The sequence below is a fragment of the Stenotrophomonas sp. P2112 genome, assembly GCF_041897515.1.
Taxonomy (GTDB): Bacteria; Pseudomonadota; Gammaproteobacteria; order Xanthomonadales; family Xanthomonadaceae; genus Stenotrophomonas; species Stenotrophomonas sepilia.
Map to the genome: position 1 here is coordinate 214,041 of NZ_CP169216.1, position 16,125 is coordinate 230,165.

General features: G+C 67.6%; 14 protein-coding genes, 1 pseudogene and 1 riboswitch. Of the genes and pseudogenes, 8 read left to right on the forward strand and 7 right to left on the reverse strand.

Features of this window, described 5'->3' with window-relative positions; translation table 11 throughout:
- Positions 1-636: a LysE family translocator gene (locus ACEPA4_RS00940; protein WP_005420681.1), complete on the reverse strand. Its 636-nt coding sequence runs from the start codon at positions 634-636 to the stop codon at positions 1-3.
- A 90-nt stretch (positions 637-726) separates the two neighbouring features.
- On the opposite strand from ACEPA4_RS00940, the gene ACEPA4_RS00945 reads away from it, so the two are divergent.
- The 3 genes from ACEPA4_RS00945 (at position 727) to ACEPA4_RS00955 (ending at position 3,238) form a co-directional block, all read left to right on the forward strand.
- Entirely contained in the window at positions 727-1,128 is a 402-nt protein-coding gene (locus ACEPA4_RS00945) for an acyl-CoA thioesterase (RefSeq protein ID WP_138953304.1), read from the forward strand.
- Positions 1,129-1,171: 43 nt separating this feature from the next.
- A complete protein-coding gene (locus tag ACEPA4_RS00950) occupies positions 1,172-1,978 on the forward strand; it encodes an NAD-dependent protein deacetylase (RefSeq protein WP_188239508.1) in 807 nt (268 codons plus the stop codon).
- Positions 1,979-2,137: 159 nt separating this feature from the next.
- Positions 2,138-3,238, forward strand: coding sequence for an NADH:flavin oxidoreductase/NADH oxidase (locus ACEPA4_RS00955; RefSeq protein ID WP_188239507.1), 1,101 nt, complete (start codon positions 2,138-2,140; stop codon positions 3,236-3,238).
- Between the two features lie 3 nt (positions 3,239-3,241).
- Here the strand turns inward: ACEPA4_RS00955 and ACEPA4_RS00960 are convergent, their stop codons facing one another.
- Positions 3,242-4,153 carry a LysR family transcriptional regulator gene (locus ACEPA4_RS00960; RefSeq protein ID WP_053499298.1) on the reverse strand — a complete coding sequence of 304 codons (912 nt, stop codon included), beginning with the start codon at positions 4,151-4,153 and terminating at the stop codon, positions 3,242-3,244.
- A 114-nt stretch (positions 4,154-4,267) separates the two neighbouring features.
- Between ACEPA4_RS00960 and purU the strand changes: the two genes are divergently transcribed.
- On the forward strand, positions 4,268-5,119 hold the full coding sequence (gene purU, locus ACEPA4_RS00965; RefSeq protein WP_065178413.1) for a formyltetrahydrofolate deformylase: 852 nt from the start codon (positions 4,268-4,270) through the stop codon (positions 5,117-5,119).
- A gap of 252 nt (positions 5,120-5,371) precedes the next feature.
- Positions 5,372-5,524, forward strand: a pseudogene (locus ACEPA4_RS00970) (formyltetrahydrofolate deformylase); the annotation flags it as partial.
- 287 nt (positions 5,525-5,811) lie between these two features.
- On the opposite strand, the gene pncA reads toward ACEPA4_RS00970, so the two are convergent.
- The 4 genes from pncA to ACEPA4_RS00990 all read right to left on the reverse strand — a co-directional run bounded on the left by pncA (position 5,812) and on the right by ACEPA4_RS00990 (position 10,140).
- On the reverse strand, positions 5,812-6,438 hold the full coding sequence (pncA, locus tag ACEPA4_RS00975) for a bifunctional nicotinamidase/pyrazinamidase (RefSeq protein ID WP_139726612.1): 627 nt from the start codon (positions 6,436-6,438) through the stop codon (positions 5,812-5,814).
- A gap of 55 nt (positions 6,439-6,493) precedes the next feature.
- Entirely contained in the window at positions 6,494-7,165 is a 672-nt protein-coding gene (locus ACEPA4_RS00980; RefSeq protein ID WP_061480745.1) for an epoxyqueuosine reductase QueH, read from the reverse strand.
- A 138-nt stretch (positions 7,166-7,303) separates the two neighbouring features.
- Positions 7,304-7,518: riboswitch (cobalamin riboswitch) on the reverse strand.
- 98 nt (positions 7,519-7,616) lie between these two features.
- The gene (locus ACEPA4_RS00985) at positions 7,617-9,026 is read right to left on the reverse strand and encodes a nicotinate phosphoribosyltransferase (RefSeq protein ID WP_065185587.1); all 1,410 of its coding nucleotides are present in this window, start codon (positions 9,024-9,026) and stop codon (positions 7,617-7,619) included.
- 64 nt (positions 9,027-9,090) lie between these two features.
- Entirely contained in the window at positions 9,091-10,140 is a 1,050-nt protein-coding gene (locus ACEPA4_RS00990) for a bifunctional nicotinamide-nucleotide adenylyltransferase/Nudix hydroxylase (protein WP_065178416.1), read from the reverse strand.
- A gap of 239 nt (positions 10,141-10,379) precedes the next feature.
- On the opposite strand from ACEPA4_RS00990, the gene ACEPA4_RS00995 reads away from it, so the two are divergent.
- Positions 10,380-12,227, forward strand: a complete 1,848-nt coding sequence (locus ACEPA4_RS00995; RefSeq protein ID WP_065178417.1) for a patatin-like phospholipase family protein — start codon at positions 10,380-10,382, stop codon at positions 12,225-12,227.
- Positions 12,228-12,270: 43 nt separating this feature from the next.
- On the forward strand, positions 12,271-12,708 hold the full coding sequence (locus tag ACEPA4_RS01000; protein ID WP_065185588.1) for a hypothetical protein: 438 nt from the start codon (positions 12,271-12,273) through the stop codon (positions 12,706-12,708).
- Positions 12,709-13,134: 426 nt separating this feature from the next.
- On the opposite strand, the gene ACEPA4_RS01005 is transcribed toward ACEPA4_RS01000, so the two are convergent.
- Positions 13,135-14,502, reverse strand: a complete 1,368-nt coding sequence (locus ACEPA4_RS01005; protein WP_065196016.1) for a short-chain fatty acyl-CoA regulator family protein — start codon at positions 14,500-14,502, stop codon at positions 13,135-13,137.
- Positions 14,503-14,617: 115 nt separating this feature from the next.
- Here ACEPA4_RS01005 and ACEPA4_RS01010 point away from each other — a divergent pair, with 115 nt between their 5' ends.
- Complete coding sequence (locus ACEPA4_RS01010) at positions 14,618-16,123, forward strand: CoA-acylating methylmalonate-semialdehyde dehydrogenase (RefSeq protein WP_005420657.1); 1,506 nt, start codon at positions 14,618-14,620, stop codon at positions 16,121-16,123.
- Positions 16,124-16,125: the final 2 nt, after the last annotated feature.

Sequence of the window (16,125 nt, forward strand, 5' to 3'; positions counted from 1 at the left end):
TCAGCGCCGCCCTTCCACCGCCATGCGCACCGCCAACCCGGCCAGCACCGTGCCCATCAGCCAGCGCTGCACCCTCTGCCAGGTGGGGCGCGCGGCCAGGAAGCCGGCGATGCTGCCGGCGGTCAGCGCGATCAGGCCGTTCACGCTGACGCTGACCAGGATCTGGGTGCAGCCCAACACGATCGACTGCATCAGCACACTGCCTTCGCTGTCCGGATGCAGGAACTGCGGCAGCAGCGACAGGTACATCACCGCCACTTTCGGGTTCAGCAGATTGGTCAGCAAGCCCATCGTGAACAGTCTGCGCGGGCTGTCCTGCGGCAGCTCGCGCACCGCGAACGGCGAACGGCCGCCGGGCTTCAGCGCCTGCCACGCCAGGTAGAGCAGGTACAGCGCGCCACCGATGCGCAGCGCCTCATAGGCGAACGGCACGGCCATCAGCAGGGCGGTGATGCCCAGCGCCGCGCACAGCATGTAGAACACGAAGCCCAGCGCCACCCCGGCCAGCGAGATCAGCCCGGCGAGCGGCCCTTGGCAGATCGAGCGCGAGATGACGTAGATCATGTTCGGCCCGGGCGTGAGCACCATGGCCAGGGAAACCAGCGCGAAGGCCAGCAGGTCGGAAAGTGCGGGCATGGGCGGTCCTGGCAGTGGGCGTGGCGCAGTGTAGCGCCGCCTGCAGGGGGCCTGGCTTAAAATTGACGGACCCCACACCGAAGCACCCCCATGACCCCGATCCCCGACACTGTGCCGCCCACTGAAGTGCGCATGGCCGAAATCGTCTTCCCCAACCACACCAACCACCTCGGCACCCTGTTCGGTGGCCAGGCATTGGCGTGGATGGACAAGGCCGCCTTCCTGGCCGCCGCCCGCTATTCGCGCCGCACCGTGGTGACCGCGCGCAGCGACCAGGTCGACTTCAAGCTGCCGATCCGCATCGGCCAGATGGTGGAAACCATCGGCCGCATCGTCGAAGTCGGGCGCAGCTCGATGAAGGTCGAGGTCGAACTGGTCGCCGAGGACCTGCACAGCGGTGAGCGCAAGCTGTGTACCCGCGGCCACTTCGTGATGATCGCGCTGGACGAGGACGGCCACCCGATCGCGGTGCCGCCGCTGCCGGCCGCCTGAGCCGGCGCTTGCACGGGCGCTGCGGCGCCCCCATCTGGCAGCCATGACCTCGCCGCTGACCGACTTCATCGACCGCGCCCAGCGCCTGTTCGTGCTGACCGGCGCCGGTTGCAGCACCGCCTCGGGCATCCCCGATTACCGCGATACCGACGGCCAGTGGAAGCGCACGCCGCCGGTGACCTACCAGGCGTTCATGGGCGAAGCGGGTACCCGCCAGCGTTACTGGGCGCGCAGCCTGCTGGGCTGGCCGCGCTTCGGCCTGGCCCGGCCCAACGGCACCCACCAGGCCCTGGCCGCCCTGGAAAACAACGGCAAGCTGCAGGTGCTGCTGACCCAGAACGTGGACGGCCTGCACCAGCGCGCCGGCAGCCACAAGGTGATCGACCTGCATGGCCGCCTGGACCGGGTGCGCTGCATGGGCTGTGAGCGCCGCAGTGGCCGCGAGGATTTCCAGCAGCGGCTGCTGGACGCCAATCCGGGCTGGGATGCGCTGGAGGCCGGTATCGCGCCCGATGGCGATGCCGATCTGGAGACCGATTTCTCCACGTTCGTGGTGCCCGATTGCCCTTACTGCGGCGGCCTGCTGAAGCCGGATGTGGTGTTCTTCGGCGAGAACGTGCCGCGTGAACGGGTGGCGGCGGTGCATGACCACCTGCAACAGGCTGATGCCGTGCTGGTGGTGGGCTCGTCGCTGATGGTCTATTCCGGCTTCCGCTTCGTGCAGGCGGCCGCGAAGGCAGGGTTGCCGGTGGTGGCGCTGAACCGAGGCCGCACCCGAGCCGACGACCTGCTGTTGTTCAAGGATGAGCGGGACTGCGCTGAAGCGCTGGCCACGTGGGCTGCGCGCTGAGCCAAGCACGGGCTCGGCTCTACAAGGGGCGAGGGCTTCTGTAGGGCCGAGCGCACGCTCGGCTGCTGCAGGTCACGCGAAACAGCGATCCATCCAGATGGTTGATCCGCGAGCCGCGCAGCGGTGCAATACGCACCCCCTACGTCGTTCATCACCGTCTTGAGCCAGCTGTTCTCGCCGATTTCATTCGGCCCCCTCACCCTGTCCAACCGCATCGTCATCGCGCCGATGTGCCAGTACTCCGCCGAAGACGGTCGCGCCAGCGACTGGCACGCCATGCACCTGGGCAACCTGGCGCAGTCCGGCGCCGGCCTGCTGATCCTGGAAGCCACTGCGGTCGAGCCGCGCGGCCGCATCAGCTGGGCCGACCTGGGCTTGTGGGACGACGGCACCGAGGCCGCGCTGGCGCAGGTGCTGGCCAGCGTCCGCCGCTGGTCGCCGATGCCGCTGGGCATCCAGCTCGGCCACGCCGGTCGCAAGGCCTCGGTGAAGCGCCCGTGGGACGGCGGCGGCCAGCTGCCGGGCGATGATGCGCGTGGCTGGGCCACGGTGGCGCCGTCGCCGCTGCCGTTCCATGCCGCCGATCCGGCACCGCAGGAACTGGACGAGGCCGGCATCGCCGAGCTCATCGCCGCTTTCGCCGCCAGTGCGGTGCGCGCCGAGCGCCTGGGCTTCGAGCTGATCGAGCTGCATGCCGCGCACGGCTACCTGCTGCACCAGTTCCTGTCGCCGCTGAGCAACCACCGCACCGATGGCTACGGTGGCTCATTGCCGAACCGCCTGCGCCTGCTCGTGGAAGTATTCGACGCCGTGCGTGCGGCGGTATCGGACAAGGTCGCCGTGGGCGTGCGCATCTCCGCCAGCGACTGGGTCGATGGCGGCTGGGATCTGGTGCAGAGCGAAGCGCTGGCCCAGGTGCTGGACGCGCGCGGCTGCAACTTCCTGCACGTTTCCAGCGGTGGCTTGGACGAGCGCCAGAAGATCACCGTCGGCCCGGGCTACCAGGTGCCGTTCGCAGCAGCGATCAAGGCCAAGGTGCGCATGCCGGTGATCGCGGTGGGCATGATCACCGAACCGGAGCAGGCCGAATCGATCCTGCGCCATCGCCACGCCGATGCGGTAGCGCTGGCACGCGGCATCCTCTACGACCCGCGCTGGCCGTGGCACGCTGCTGCCGCATTGCGCGACAGCGTGGAGCCGGCGCCGCAGTACCTGCGCTGCGAGCCGCGCGAGGCGCGTGGCGTGTTCAAGGCGCGCTGAGGCTCACACCCGCCAGGCCGGCGCCATGCCGGCCTGCAGATGCTCGAACAGCGCGCGGATCTTGGCGGTGAAGTCGCGGCGGTCGCTGACGCAGAAATAGACCTCCATCGGCTCCGGGCGCCACGCCGTGTCGGCGCCGAACACCGCCTGCAGGCGGCCGTCGCGCAGGTAGGGCTCGGCCACGAAGGCAGCCAATCGTGTGAGGCCGGCACCGGCCGCCGCCAGCGACGCCAGCGCATCGATGTCATCGCAGACCATGCTCGGCGGCAGCGCGGCGTCCACGCGCTGGCCGTCCTTCAGCAGGCCCCAGCGCAGCGGCCGGCCATCGGTGGGGAAGCGGTGCAGCAGCCCGCGATGGCTGCCCAGGTCCGAGGGTTCCTGCGGCGTGCCATGGGTCTTCAGGTAGGTTGGTGAGGCGCAGAACACGAATGGCACGCGCGCCAGCTGCCGTGCGACCACACCGTCCTCCAGCTGCGCGCCGATGCGGATGCTGGCATCCACCGCCTCTGGACCATGCTGCACGGCGCGGTCGGTCAGGCGCAGCTCCAGCTGCAGTTGCGGGTAGCGCTGCTGCAGTGACGGCAGCAACGGTGCCAGCACGTGGCGGCCGAAGGCGCTGCTGCTGGCGATGCGCAGGGGACCGGCCGGTTCGATATCACCGGCAGTCACCATCGCCTGCGCGCGCGCCAGGTCGCCCTCGATGTGGCGCACCTGCGCCAGGTACAGCGCGCCGGCCTCGCTGAGGGCCAGCTGGCGCGTACTCCGGTTCAGCAGCCGTACGCCCAGATGCGCTTCCAGTCGGTTGATGTTCTGGCCGACTGCGGTGGCGCTGATGCCAAGGATGCGGGCCGCGGCGGCAATGCTGCCGGTCTCTGCGGTGCGGGTGAAGCTGCGGATCAGTTGCAACAGGTTCATGACCGACCAGCTTGCCACGGTGATTGCCAAGTATCGCTTGGGACTGAACCAAGCGGTTCGGTTGCATCGGTGATCATCCGGCTGCTGGGAAGGAAGCTGCCCTACACTGTGGAGATGCGCCCCGATTCCATCCTCACCCTGTCCTGCCCCGACCGTACCGGTATCGTCTACCGAGTGTCCGGCCTGCTGTTCGACCACGGCTGCAACATCCTCGACGCCCAGCAGTTCGGCGACGAGGAAAGTGGCCGCTTCTTCCTGCGCGTGCATTTCGACCGCGATGCCAGCCTGCTGCTGGAGACCGTGCATGCCGCGATGGCCAAACTTGCCGAAGGCTTCGGCATGGACTGGCAGCTGCATGATGGGCGCCGCCGGGCACGCCTGCTGGTGCTGGTCAGCAAGCAGGGGCACTGCCTCAACGACCTGCTGTTCCGTGCCCACAGCGGCCAGCTGAAGGTCGATATCGCGGCAGTGGCGTCCAACCACGCCGACTTTGCGCCATTGGCCGCGTCTTACCAGGTACCGTTCCACCACCTGCCGGTGACCGCCGATACGCGTGCGGTGCAGGAGCAGCAGATCATCGACCTGGTCGAGCGTGAGCGCATCGACCTGGTGGTGCTGGCGCGCTACATGCAGATCCTGTCACCCACGCTGTGCCGCGTGCTGGCCGGCCGTGCGATCAACATCCATCACAGCTTCCTGCCCAGCTTCAAGGGCGCTCAGCCGTATCATCAGGCGCACGCGCGCGGGGTCAAGATCATCGGCGCCACCGCGCATTACGTCACCGAGGATCTGGACGAAGGCCCGATCATCGAACAGGACGTGGCCCGCGTGGACCACGCGATGGCGCCGCGCGAGCTGGTGCGGCTGGGCAGCGATACCGAATCGCTGGTGCTGGCGCGCGCGGTGCGCCGCCATGTGGAGCACCGCATCCTGCTCAACGGGCACCGCACGGTGGTGTTCCGGTAATCGCCCATCCCGCGTCCGCCGGGCATGGCCCGGCGCTACCACGGGTGCTATCCGGTAGTGCCGGCTGCTGGCCGGCAACTGCAGAGATCCCGAGGTTGCCGGCCAGCGGCCGGCACTACCGAATCCTGATTTCATCCAATGAAAAGCCCCTGGTTCGGCCGTCCCGCGATCTGTAGGGGGGCGTAGTTAGGGGGCTGGATGAATCGATTGTGTTGTTGTGGGCAGGAGCGCGCAAGCGGCATAAGCGACGTGCAGGACGTGGCCCGCGTTGACCACGCCATGGCGCCGAGCGAGCTGGTGCGGCTGGGCAGCGACACCGAATCGCTGGTGCTGGCACGCGCGGTTCGCCGCCATGTGGAGCACCGCATCCTGCTCAATGGGCATCGCACGGTGGTGTTCCGGTAATCGCCCATCCCGCGTCCGCCGGGCATGGCCCGGCGCTACCACGGGTGCTATCCGGTAGTGCCGGCCGCTGGCCGGCAACTGCAGAGATCCCGAGGTTGCCGGCCAGCGGCCGGCACTACCGAATCCTGATTTCATCCAATGAAAAGCCCCCGGTTCGGCCGTCCCGCGATCTATAGGGGGGCGTAGTTAGGGGGCTGGATGAATCGATTGTGTTGTTGTGGGCAGGAGCGCGCAAGCGGCATAAGCGACGTGCGCGGTAGCGCCGGGCCATGCCCGGCGGTCACGCCTCAGACGATCGCAATCCCCGCCTTGCCCAGCGCTTCGCGCACCACCGCGTCGTTGGCCTCGGTCACCGGCCGGGTCAGCTCCCACAGGAACTTCACCCGGAAGCCGGATTTCACCGCGTCCTGCGCGCTCCACAGCACGCAGTAGTCGCGGGCCAGGCCGCACACATGCACTTCGCGGATGCGGCGCTCATGCAGCCAGCCGGCCAGGCCGGTGGCCGGGCGCTCGCCATCGGGGCCGTGGTTCTCGCGGAAGGCGCTGTACGAATCCACCTGTGGGCGGGTGCCCTTGCGCAGGATCAGGTCGGCCACGGTCCAGTCCACGCCCGGGTGCAGGTCGGCACCCGCGCTGCCCTGCACGCAATGGTCGGGCCACAGGGTCTGTGGCTGCGCGTGCAGCAGGATGGTCTCGAACGGTCGCTTGCCGGGGTGCTGGCTGGCGAACGAGGCGTGGTCGGCCGGGTGCCAGTCCTGGGTCGCCACCACGGTGCGGTAGCGACGCTGTGCCAGCAGGTCGGCAATCGGTGCCACCAGCGCATCGCCCTGGTCGCAGGCCAGCGCACCGCCGGGCATGAAGTCCGGCTGCAGGTCGATCACCAGCAGGGCGACATCGGCGGGCAGGGCAATCATGGCAGATCCACTACATCAGAAGGAGCGACCAGCGTGGCCGCCCCATGCCTGCACGTCAATCGCCCTGCGGCGCCTCAGCGTCCTGCCCGTAGTACAGCAGGCCGATCCTGATCCGCTCGCGGCCGTTCTCGCGGCGGTGGCGGTTGGCATCGCGCAGCGAGTACACGCAGCCGCAGTACTCCTGCTGGTAGAACTGCTCGCGCTTGCTGATCTCGATCATGCGGCTGGCACCGCCGCCCTTGCGCCAGTTGTAGTCCCAGTACTGCAGGCCTTCATAGCGCGACGCCGCGCGGATGCCGCAGTCGTTGATCTGCGCCATGTTCTTCCAGCGCGAGATGCCCAGCGACGAACTGATGGTGTCGTAGCCGTGCTCGTGCGCGTACAGCGCGGTGCGTTCGAAACGCATGTCGAAGCACATCGTGCAGCGGATGCCGCGCTCGGGCTCGTTCTCCATGCCACGCGCACGGCTGAACCAGTTGTCGGTGTCGTAGTCGCAGTCGATGAACGGAATGCCGTGCTGCTCGGCGAAGCGGATGTTCTCCTGCTTGCGCAGCTCGTACTCCTTCACCGGATGGATGTTGGGGTTGTAGAAGAAGATCGCGTAGTCGATCCCGGAAGCGGTGATCGCCTCCATCACTTCGCCCGAGCACGGCGCGCAGCACGAATGCAGCAGCAGGCGCTTGCCATCGGCGGGCAGGGTCAGGGTGGGGCGTTGGAACTCGGTCATCGTGGCGTGCGTCAGGGCGTGGGAGCGGTCTGGCCGGTTACCGTGAACAGGACGCGCGCGGCCACGCCGCCTGTACGTGCAGGCGGGCGATGGCCCCGGCGCCCTCCCCGCGGAGAGTCCAGGTCGAATCAGGGGACGGTCGTGTCCCCCGGCCGGGGCCGGTATTCGGGCTGATGGACACGGGCCGCAGCCCACCTACTCCCTGCCGCTTCCCAGGCGCGAGCCCAGTGCTGTTGGCAGGATTCGTTTCCATTCACCGCTGCGGGGCAGCTCCGGAATGGGCGCACGAAGCGCCTTCACCGGATTCCCGTTTAACTTCCTGCCGCCATCCAGCCACGGCAGGGATACCTTCGGCGTGCCCACGGTGGACGCGTTGCCGGCGTGGGTCAAGGGGCACCGGGGTCGGAGCCCTTTGCGCTGCAACGGGATCCGACCCCGGTCGGGATGCGCCTCAACGCCCCGCCGCAGCCCGCGCGCGGATCTCATCCAAGCGCTGGTCGTGCAGCAGGCGCCCGTTCTCCCACACGGTCACCATCGCATCCTCGAAGCCGGTCGGCAGCGCCTCGTCACCGCTGGGAGGCAACGCCACCGTGTGCAGGCTGCCGTCATCCAGGCGCCGCAGCAGGCGCATGCGGCCACGCTTGCTGGCCTTGCCGGCATCGGTGACCGGGTCCTTGTAGACGTCGATCCACGCACCCTCGACCCGTGCTGCCGAGCACTTCAGCGCGAACTTCTGGGTGTCGCGGTCCAGTCGTTGCAGCAGGGCGCCGCCCATGCCGAAGGCCACGTTGTCGGCCGAATAGCCGTCGTCGGTGATGCGCTGCAGGATGGCGCGGATCGTATCCGGATTGATGCCATCACCCTGGATCACCCGAACGTGGTTGAGCACGCGGTAGCCCTTGCCGTTGAGGGTGTGGCCGAACGCTTCATCCAGCCGGCGCAGGCTTTCGGCCACCATGTCCACCGGGTCACCCGAGTCGGGGCGGATGACCAGGGTGGCGCCCGAAGCGATCACTTCATCACGCAGCGTCGTGCCCCAGTGCTCACTGATCGCGCGGTAGATGTCATAGCTGTCCGACACCACTGCCACGATCGCGCCCGGCTTGCCGAACTGGCGCAGCATGTTGCGGTAGGCGTCCACTTCGCGCTCGCGGCCCCAGCTGGTGATGGTGCTGTGCTCGGCGGCAGGAATCGAATAACCGGCCATTGGCGCGTGATAGTGCGCGCGGGCCAGGCACAGGGCCGATACGGTGTCGGTGCCGAGGAAGTTGACCAGGTGTGCGGCACCGCCCAGCGCGGCCGATTCCAGGCTCGATACCCCGCGCGCGCCGAAGTCGTGCAGCTTGAACGGCAGCTGCCCCTGCGGATCGTCGCTGGTCCGCTGCAGGAACGCAGCAATGGTCTGCCGTGCATGCCAGCTGATGGTGGCCACGGTGACCGGGTACCACACGCGCAGCAGCAGTGTTTCCAGGTACGACGGCACCCAGAATGCAGCCGGGTCGGTCGACTCGACGGTCATCAGTGCCTGGTGGGTGGGTACCACGCTACCCTCGGGCACGGCACGGATGCGCACCGGCAGGTGGCCGCCGAGCCGATCGACGATATCGCGCCAGCCGGCTTCGTTGAACGGCTCGCCATGGGCGGCGAATACCGCAGCTGCGTCGTCGATGTCGGCGTGGGTGACCGGCCGTGCCAGGGCGTCCTTGAGGATCGCCTGCAGGCCGAAGAACACCGTGCGATCGTGCAGGCCGCCACGTGATTCCACGTAGAAGAACGTGGCATCGGTACCCGGCGGGTACTGCAGCCAATGGCTGGCCTTGTAGCTGTCGGTGTTGAGGAGAAGGTTATCGAGGTAGTGCATGACGGAAGCTCCTTCGCGTCGAGTGACACCAGCGGTCTATCCGCCAGTGGGAAAACCGGGCCGGTCAGCCGCGGCCGAGGAAATACTCCAGGATGTGCAGGTGGTCTTCGAACAATTGCGGGCCCATGTCCAACGCTTCACTCACCGGTATCCAGCGCGCCTTGTCGGCGTCGTCGCCACCGCGCACCGGCGGCAGGTCGCCGGCCGGGAATTCGAAGTGGAAACCGTGGGTGATGGTGCGGCCGCGCTGGCTGCGGTCGGGGTGGTCGAATACCTGCTGGCCCTTCAGCGAACCCTTCAGCACCGGCAGCGGAATCTTCAGACGGGTTTCCTCGCGCAGTTCGCGCAGGCAACTGTCCAGCAGGCTCTGCTCCTGGCCAACGAAACCGCCGGGCAGCGCCCACAGGCCCTTGCCGGGCTCCGAACGGCGCCGTACCAGCAGCACGTGGCCCGAATGCACCACCACCGCATCGGTGGTGACGAAGGTGGGCGCGTAGGGCGCATCCTTCCAGGCGGCCTTGTACTGTTCGATGAAGCGGTACTCGGCCACCAGCTGGGCATACGCAGGCGCGCTTTTGCGGAACGCTTCGAGCATGTCGTACACCGGCGCCGGCACATTGCCACGCAGCATCAGCAGCGCGCCGTGGAAGTCGACGTCGCCGGCTTCGAACAGGTAGCGCCGCAGCTCGGTGGCCGACAGGGTGGCGGTGTGCTGCACGTCCACCAGCGGCCATTGCGGGAACTCCCGCAGGTAGTAGCTGGAGGCATCCTTGTCCATGCCGATCAGGCCCACCTTTGCATCGGCGGCGGCACCGTCGTTGCGCAGGGCGTCGGCCACCTGGCGCTGCACGTTGGCGATCCACTGTGCTTCGTTGTACAGGTGGTCACGCAGCGGGCGGATCAGCAGGCGGTCGGTGTGGCCATCGAGGGCGGCCTGGATCATCACGGCGCGTTCGGCCACGGTCCAGGGATTGCGGAGGCTGCGGGGGGTATCGGCAGAGCCGACCAGGAAGATCAGCTTGCGGGCCCGGCTCAGGGCCAGGCGGGCAACGGCGGCGTGGCCGTTGTGGAAGGGCTCGAATCGCCCGATGAAGACGAGATAGTCGAATTCCATGAGAATCCCTCATGTCGTTGTGGCAGCCGCGGGTCTGTCCCTTGGCTTGCTGCAGATGCTACGCCGATGGTGTAGCCGGTCAAGCCTGCAGGCCTGCCATCTGCTGAACGCCGCAGATTCCTGCCCGGACTGCGGTGGTGTTCTCAGGCCCTGAGAAGCCTCTGCGCCATACTGGCATCCACGCGGCGGACGGTAGGCTCGGGGGCAAGACGGTGGCGGACAAGTACTGCGATCTGGTCATGAAAGGCGGCATCACCAGCGGCATCGTGTACCCCAACGCGGTACTGGCGCTGGCACGCGAGTATCGGTTCAAGAGCATCGGCGGCACCTCTGCCGGCGCCATCGCTGCGGCGGTGGCGGCTGCGGCGGCATACGGTGATCGGCGCCAGCAGGCCGGCGAGCACCTGCCCGGTGATGCCGGTTATGGCGGGCTGTCGGCGGTGTCGGCGCAGTTGTCGCGGCGGGGGTTCATCTACAGCCTGTTCCAACCGGCGCGGGGCGCGCGTGCGGCCTATCGGCTGCTGGTGGTGCTGACCGGCAATGCCAGCTTGCCGCACAAACTGCTGTGCCTGGCGGTGGCGGTATTCGAGATCGCGCCGCTGGAAGTGCTGGTGTCGCTGGCGCTGCTGCTCGGTTTGGGCGGGTGGGGCGGTGGTTGGAGCGGCGTGGCCGCGACGCTGCTGCCGTCGCTGCTGTGCGCCTACGGTGCAGGCGTGGCCGGAGCCGCGCTGCGCGTGGCGCGCGTGGCCCGGCGCAACCTGCTGGGCCTGTGCAGTGGCCTCGGTCGCGATGCACGTAAACCGGCATTGACCGAGTGGCTGCATGAATGCCTGCAGCAGTTGTCCGGCAAGCCGCTGGATGCACCGCTGACCTTTGCCGACCTGCATGACGCGCCGCGCTATGCCGGCGAGCCGGACAGCCCGCATGCGATCAGCCTGCAGATGATCACCACCTGCGTATCGCACAACGAACCACGCACACTGCCGCTGGGCGGCGCGCAGTTCTGGTTCCTGCGCGAGGAGTTCGAGCAGTTGTTCCCCGCCAGCGTGGTGCAGTGGCTGGTGACGCAGGCCGGCCCGCCGCTGGAGGTGGAAGGGCGCCGGTACTACCACCTGCCGCAGGGTCCGAAGCTGCCGGTGCTGGTGGCCACGCGCATGAGCCTGAGCTTCCCGTTGCTGATCAGCGCGGTGCCGCTGCATGAGCCCTCGCGCCGCGAACGCCGCTGCGAACCCACTGCACCTGCCGCCGATCAGGAACACAACGTGGCCGACAGCATGGAAGGGCTGACCAGCGCCGGGCAGACCTGCGGCCCGGTGATTACCGCGTTCCGCATCTGCTGGTTCTCCGATGGTGGCATCAGCAGCAACTTCCCGATCCATCTGTTTGATGCCGCGCTACCGCGCTGGCCGACCTTCGCCATCAACCTGGTCTACCCGCAGCATGCCGAGGACGTGGGACGTGGCAGTGATGGCCGACAGGCGCTGGAACGTGCCGTGTTCCTGCCCACCGAAAACCGCCACGGTTGGCAACGGCATTACCAGTCCATTGCCACGCCGCTCGCCGCAGCCGAGCTGGGGCGCTTCCTGTTCGCAGTCGTGGCGACCATGCAGAACTGGCGTGACCTGCTGCAGGCACGCGCGCCGGGTTACCGCGACCGTATCGTGCACGTCAGCCTGCAGGGCGACGAAGGCGGCATGAACCTGGACATGCCGCAGGAGGTGCTGACCCGCATCGCCGACAAGGGCAGCCTGGCGGGCGCGCGCTTCTGTTCGTTCTCGTTCGGGAACCACTACTGGATCCGCTGGCGCAACCTGGCCTCGGCCTATCAGCGCTACACGTTGGAAGTGGCGCGTACCGACGACCCGGCGCAGCAGGTGCTGGCCTATCGCGCGGCGTACTCGATGGTTGCCCGTGGCGAGCCGGCACCGCCGTCGTACAAGCTCGGCTCGGAAGACAAACGTCGCGGCTCGCAGCAGCTGTGGGCGCAGATGGTCGAGCAGGGCCGCACGTGGGAAGACCTTGGCCCGGACCTGACCGACGGCGCACCGCGCCCGCTGCCGCAGATGAAGGTGACGCCGATCTACTGAGCGCGATCGATACAATCGTGCTTCATGTCGCAAGGAGCTGTGGATGTCTGCCCGCCAGGAACTGCTGGATCTGCTTGAACGCCTCGATACTCGCGACCCGGAACACCTGCCGGTGGTGCCACTGGCTGCGTACTTCGAAGGCAATGATTTCGAAGAATGCATCGCGCCCAACCAATGGGGTTTCGGCCGCCCGCCGATTGCCGAGCTGTACGCGCGCCTGGCCGTGATTGCAGCGAAGCCTGAAGTGGAAGGCGTGTACGTCGGCCTGCACCAGGACTGGGGCAGTGCATTGGAAGACGACAGCGAATGGCCTGCTGCGGAGAACGTGCATGTGCTGACCAGTGCCGACGTCGAGACCGTGGAAGGCTGGCTGCAGGGTCTGGAATGCGACGGTGTGGGCGAAGGCTGGCCGTACGGCCAACACATCGACGCACCTGTGCCCTCGGAAGGCCACCGCGTACTGACCGTGTTCTGGGACTAAAACGCGCCAACCAGGGTTGGCACCTACCAGTAGAGCCACGCCACGCGTGGATGCATTCCAAAATGAGAATTCATCCGGATGGGGTGGGTCCGGTGGCAGGGGCGTGAGCCGCATGGGCCCGAGGCGTGCCTCGGGCGGGTTGGGCAGGACGCCCAACCCCGCTCTTGCCGTGTGCGCAGGACAGCGCACACGAGCAAGCGGCGACCGAGCTTACATGGGTGAGGACGCTTTGCTTGCGAAGCACTGCTTCGCAAGCGCCCGAACGCACAGCCGCCAGCGGCTGGGCCGGGCCCCGGAGGGGTACTTGCAGCGTCCCCTGCAACCGGACCCACCCCGCCAACCCACGGAATGCCCGCTTTTGCCTTTGAGGTTGCCGGCCAGCGGCCGGCACTACCGCAGGTGCGGGGCGCAGCTCTGCAAAACCCCCTACCTGCCCGGCAACTGCGCGAACGCACGCTGCATGCAGTCCTCGCGTGGGCACACCCGGCAACCCGGTCCGATCGAAACCGAGTTCCCTGGGCTCTGCACATCCAGCCCCAGCGAATACACCATGCGTTCGGCATGCTGCAGATCGCAGCCCAGCGCCACCGCGAAGGTCTTGCGGGGCTGGCCATGGCCCACCGGGCCACTGCTGACCTGCCGCGCCAGCCAGAAATGGCGGCGGCCATCGGGCATGCGCGCGGTCTGGGTAAGGATGCGGCCTGGCTGGTTGAACGCCTCGTAGACGATCCATAGCGGGCACGAGCCGCCCACCTGCGAGAAGTGGAAGTCGGTGGCCGAATGGCGCTTGGATACGTTGCCCGCGCGGTCCACGCGGATGAAGAAGAACGGCAGGCCGGGCGCACTGCGCCGTGCCAGCGTGCTCAGCCGGTGGCAGACCGCCTCGAAGCCGACGCCGAACTGGTGCGCCAGCAGTTCGATGTCGTAGCTGCTGGCCTCGGCCGCACGCAGGAAGCGCATGTAGGGCATGACCAGCGCGCCGGCGAAGTAGTTCGAAAGACCCACCCGCGCCTGCGCGATGCGCGCGTCATCGGTGAAGCCCGCACGCGCCACCACCGCGTCGATCTGCGGCAGGTAGCCGTGCAGGGCCAGTTCGGCGGCCATCTGGAACGCCTGCTGGCCTGGCTCCAGGTAGTCCGGCAGCCACAACCGGCGCGTGCCGGCATCGTAATGGCGCTTCTCGCGCCCGGCCTGCAGTGCGGCCACTTCCACCAGCACGCCGTGGCGGTCGGCCAGCAGCTGGCGCAAGCGCGGCGCCACATGCCCAGGCGATAGCCCCCACTCGGCGAACAGGCGCTCGGCCAGTTCGTCCAGCTCGGGAATATGGTTGTGCATGCGGTTGAAGAACTCGCGTACCTGGTCGCCGGCCGGCAGGGTGCTGCCGGCGCCGGGCTCGCCCAGCTGGAATTCCAGCGCGGCGGCATGCTCGCGCAGTGCCAGGTGGCGGCGGTGCAGGTCCAGCAGCGCACGGCTGACCTGCGGCAGGTTGCCCGCCAGGGTGCGCAGTTCGGTGGCGCTGACTTCGGCCAGGCCCAGGTCGCGCAGGGTCTCGCCCAGCGCTTCCTGCAGCGCGGCGGGCTCATCTTCGTCGAACAGTGCGGAAACATCGCCGAGTACCTGGCCCAGCTTCTTCTGCACGGCCGGGGTCAGTGGGCGCTTGTTGCGCTCGATCTGGTTCAGGTAGCTGGCCGACAGCCCTAGCGCCCGCGCCAGGTCAACCTGGCTGTAGCCGCGCTGTTCGCGCAACCGCCGCAGGCGCAGGCCGAGTTGCCGCTGGGGAGCTGAGGGATTCACAGAATTAACAGGAATCGTGGGGCGTGTTGGCCAGATTAAGCGGATTCAGCCCAGAAATCGAGCTGGGTGCTGTGAATAATGCCAAGCATCTTTCGCACCCTGTGGGATTGTCGTCATGACTGTTGCAGCGCCCCGTATCCGCATGCTGATCGATGGCCAGTTCGTTGAATCGGCCACCTCCCACTGGCAGGACGTGATCAATCCGGCCACCCAGGACGTGCTGGCCAAGGTGCCCTTCGCCACCACCGGCGAAGTGGACGCCGCCGTCGCCGCCGCCAAGGAAGCCTTCAAGACCTGGCGCAAGACCCCGATCGGCACCCGCGCGCGCATCTTCCTGAAGTACCAGCAGCTGATCCGCGAGAACATGAGCGAGCTGGCCCACATCCTCACCGCCGAACAGGGCAAGACTCTGCCCGACGCCGAAGGCGATGTGTTCCGCGGCCTGGAAGTGGTCGAGCACGCCGCCGCCATCGGCAACCTGCAGCTGGGCGAGCTGGCCAACAACGTGGCCAATGGCGTGGACACCTACACGATCATGCAGCCGCTGGGCGTGTGCGCCGGCATCACACCGTTCAACTTCCCGGCGATGATCCCGCTGTGGATGTTCCCGATGGCGATTGCAACGGGCAACACCTTCATCCTCAAGCCGTCCGAGCAGGACCCGATGGTGACCATGCGCCTGGTCGAGCTTGCCCTGGAAGCCGGCATTCCGAAGGGCGTGCTGAACGTCGTCCACGGTGGCGAAGAAGTGGTCAACGCGATCTGCGACCACCCGGACATCAAGGCCGTGTCGTTCGTCGGTTCCACCCGCGTCGGCACCCACGTCTACAACCGCGCCTCGCTGGCCGGCAAGCGCGTGCAGTGCATGATGGGCGCCAAGAACCACGCCGTGGTGCTGCCGGACGCCAACAAGGAACAGACCCTCAACGCGATGGTCGGTGCCGCCTTTGGTGCCGCGGGCCAGCGCTGCATGGCCGCCTCCACCCTGGTGCTCGTCGGTGAGGCGCGCAACTGGGTGCAGGACCTGGTCGAAAAGGCCAAGACGTTGAAGGTCAGCGCCGGCACCGTGTCCGGCACCGACGTCGGCCCGGTCATTTCCTGCAGCGCCCGCGAGCGCGTGGAAGGCCTGATCGCCTCGGGCGTGGAGCAGGGCGCCAAGCTGGTACTCGACGGCCGCAACCCGCAGGTCGATGGCTTCGAGAAGGGCAACTTCGTCGGCCCGACCATCTTTGCCGGTGTCACCACCGACATGCGCATCTACCAGGAAGAAATCTTCGGGCCGGTGCTGGTCATCCTCGAAGCAGAAACGCTGGAAGACGCCATCGCGATGGTCAACAGCAACCCGAACGGCAACGGCACCGCACTGTTCACCCAGTCCGGCGCGGCCGCGCGCAAGTTCCAGGAAGACATCGACGTCGGCCAGGTCGGCATCAACGTGCCGATCCCGGTGCCGGTGCCGCTGTTCTCGTTCACCGGTTCGCGCGCCTCCAAGCTGGGTGACCTGGGCCCGTATGGCAAGCAGGTGGTGCTGTTCTACACCCAGACCAAGACGGTCACCGCGCGCTGGTTCGATGACGAGACGCTGAGCCACGGCGTCAACACCACGATCAGCCTGAAGTAACG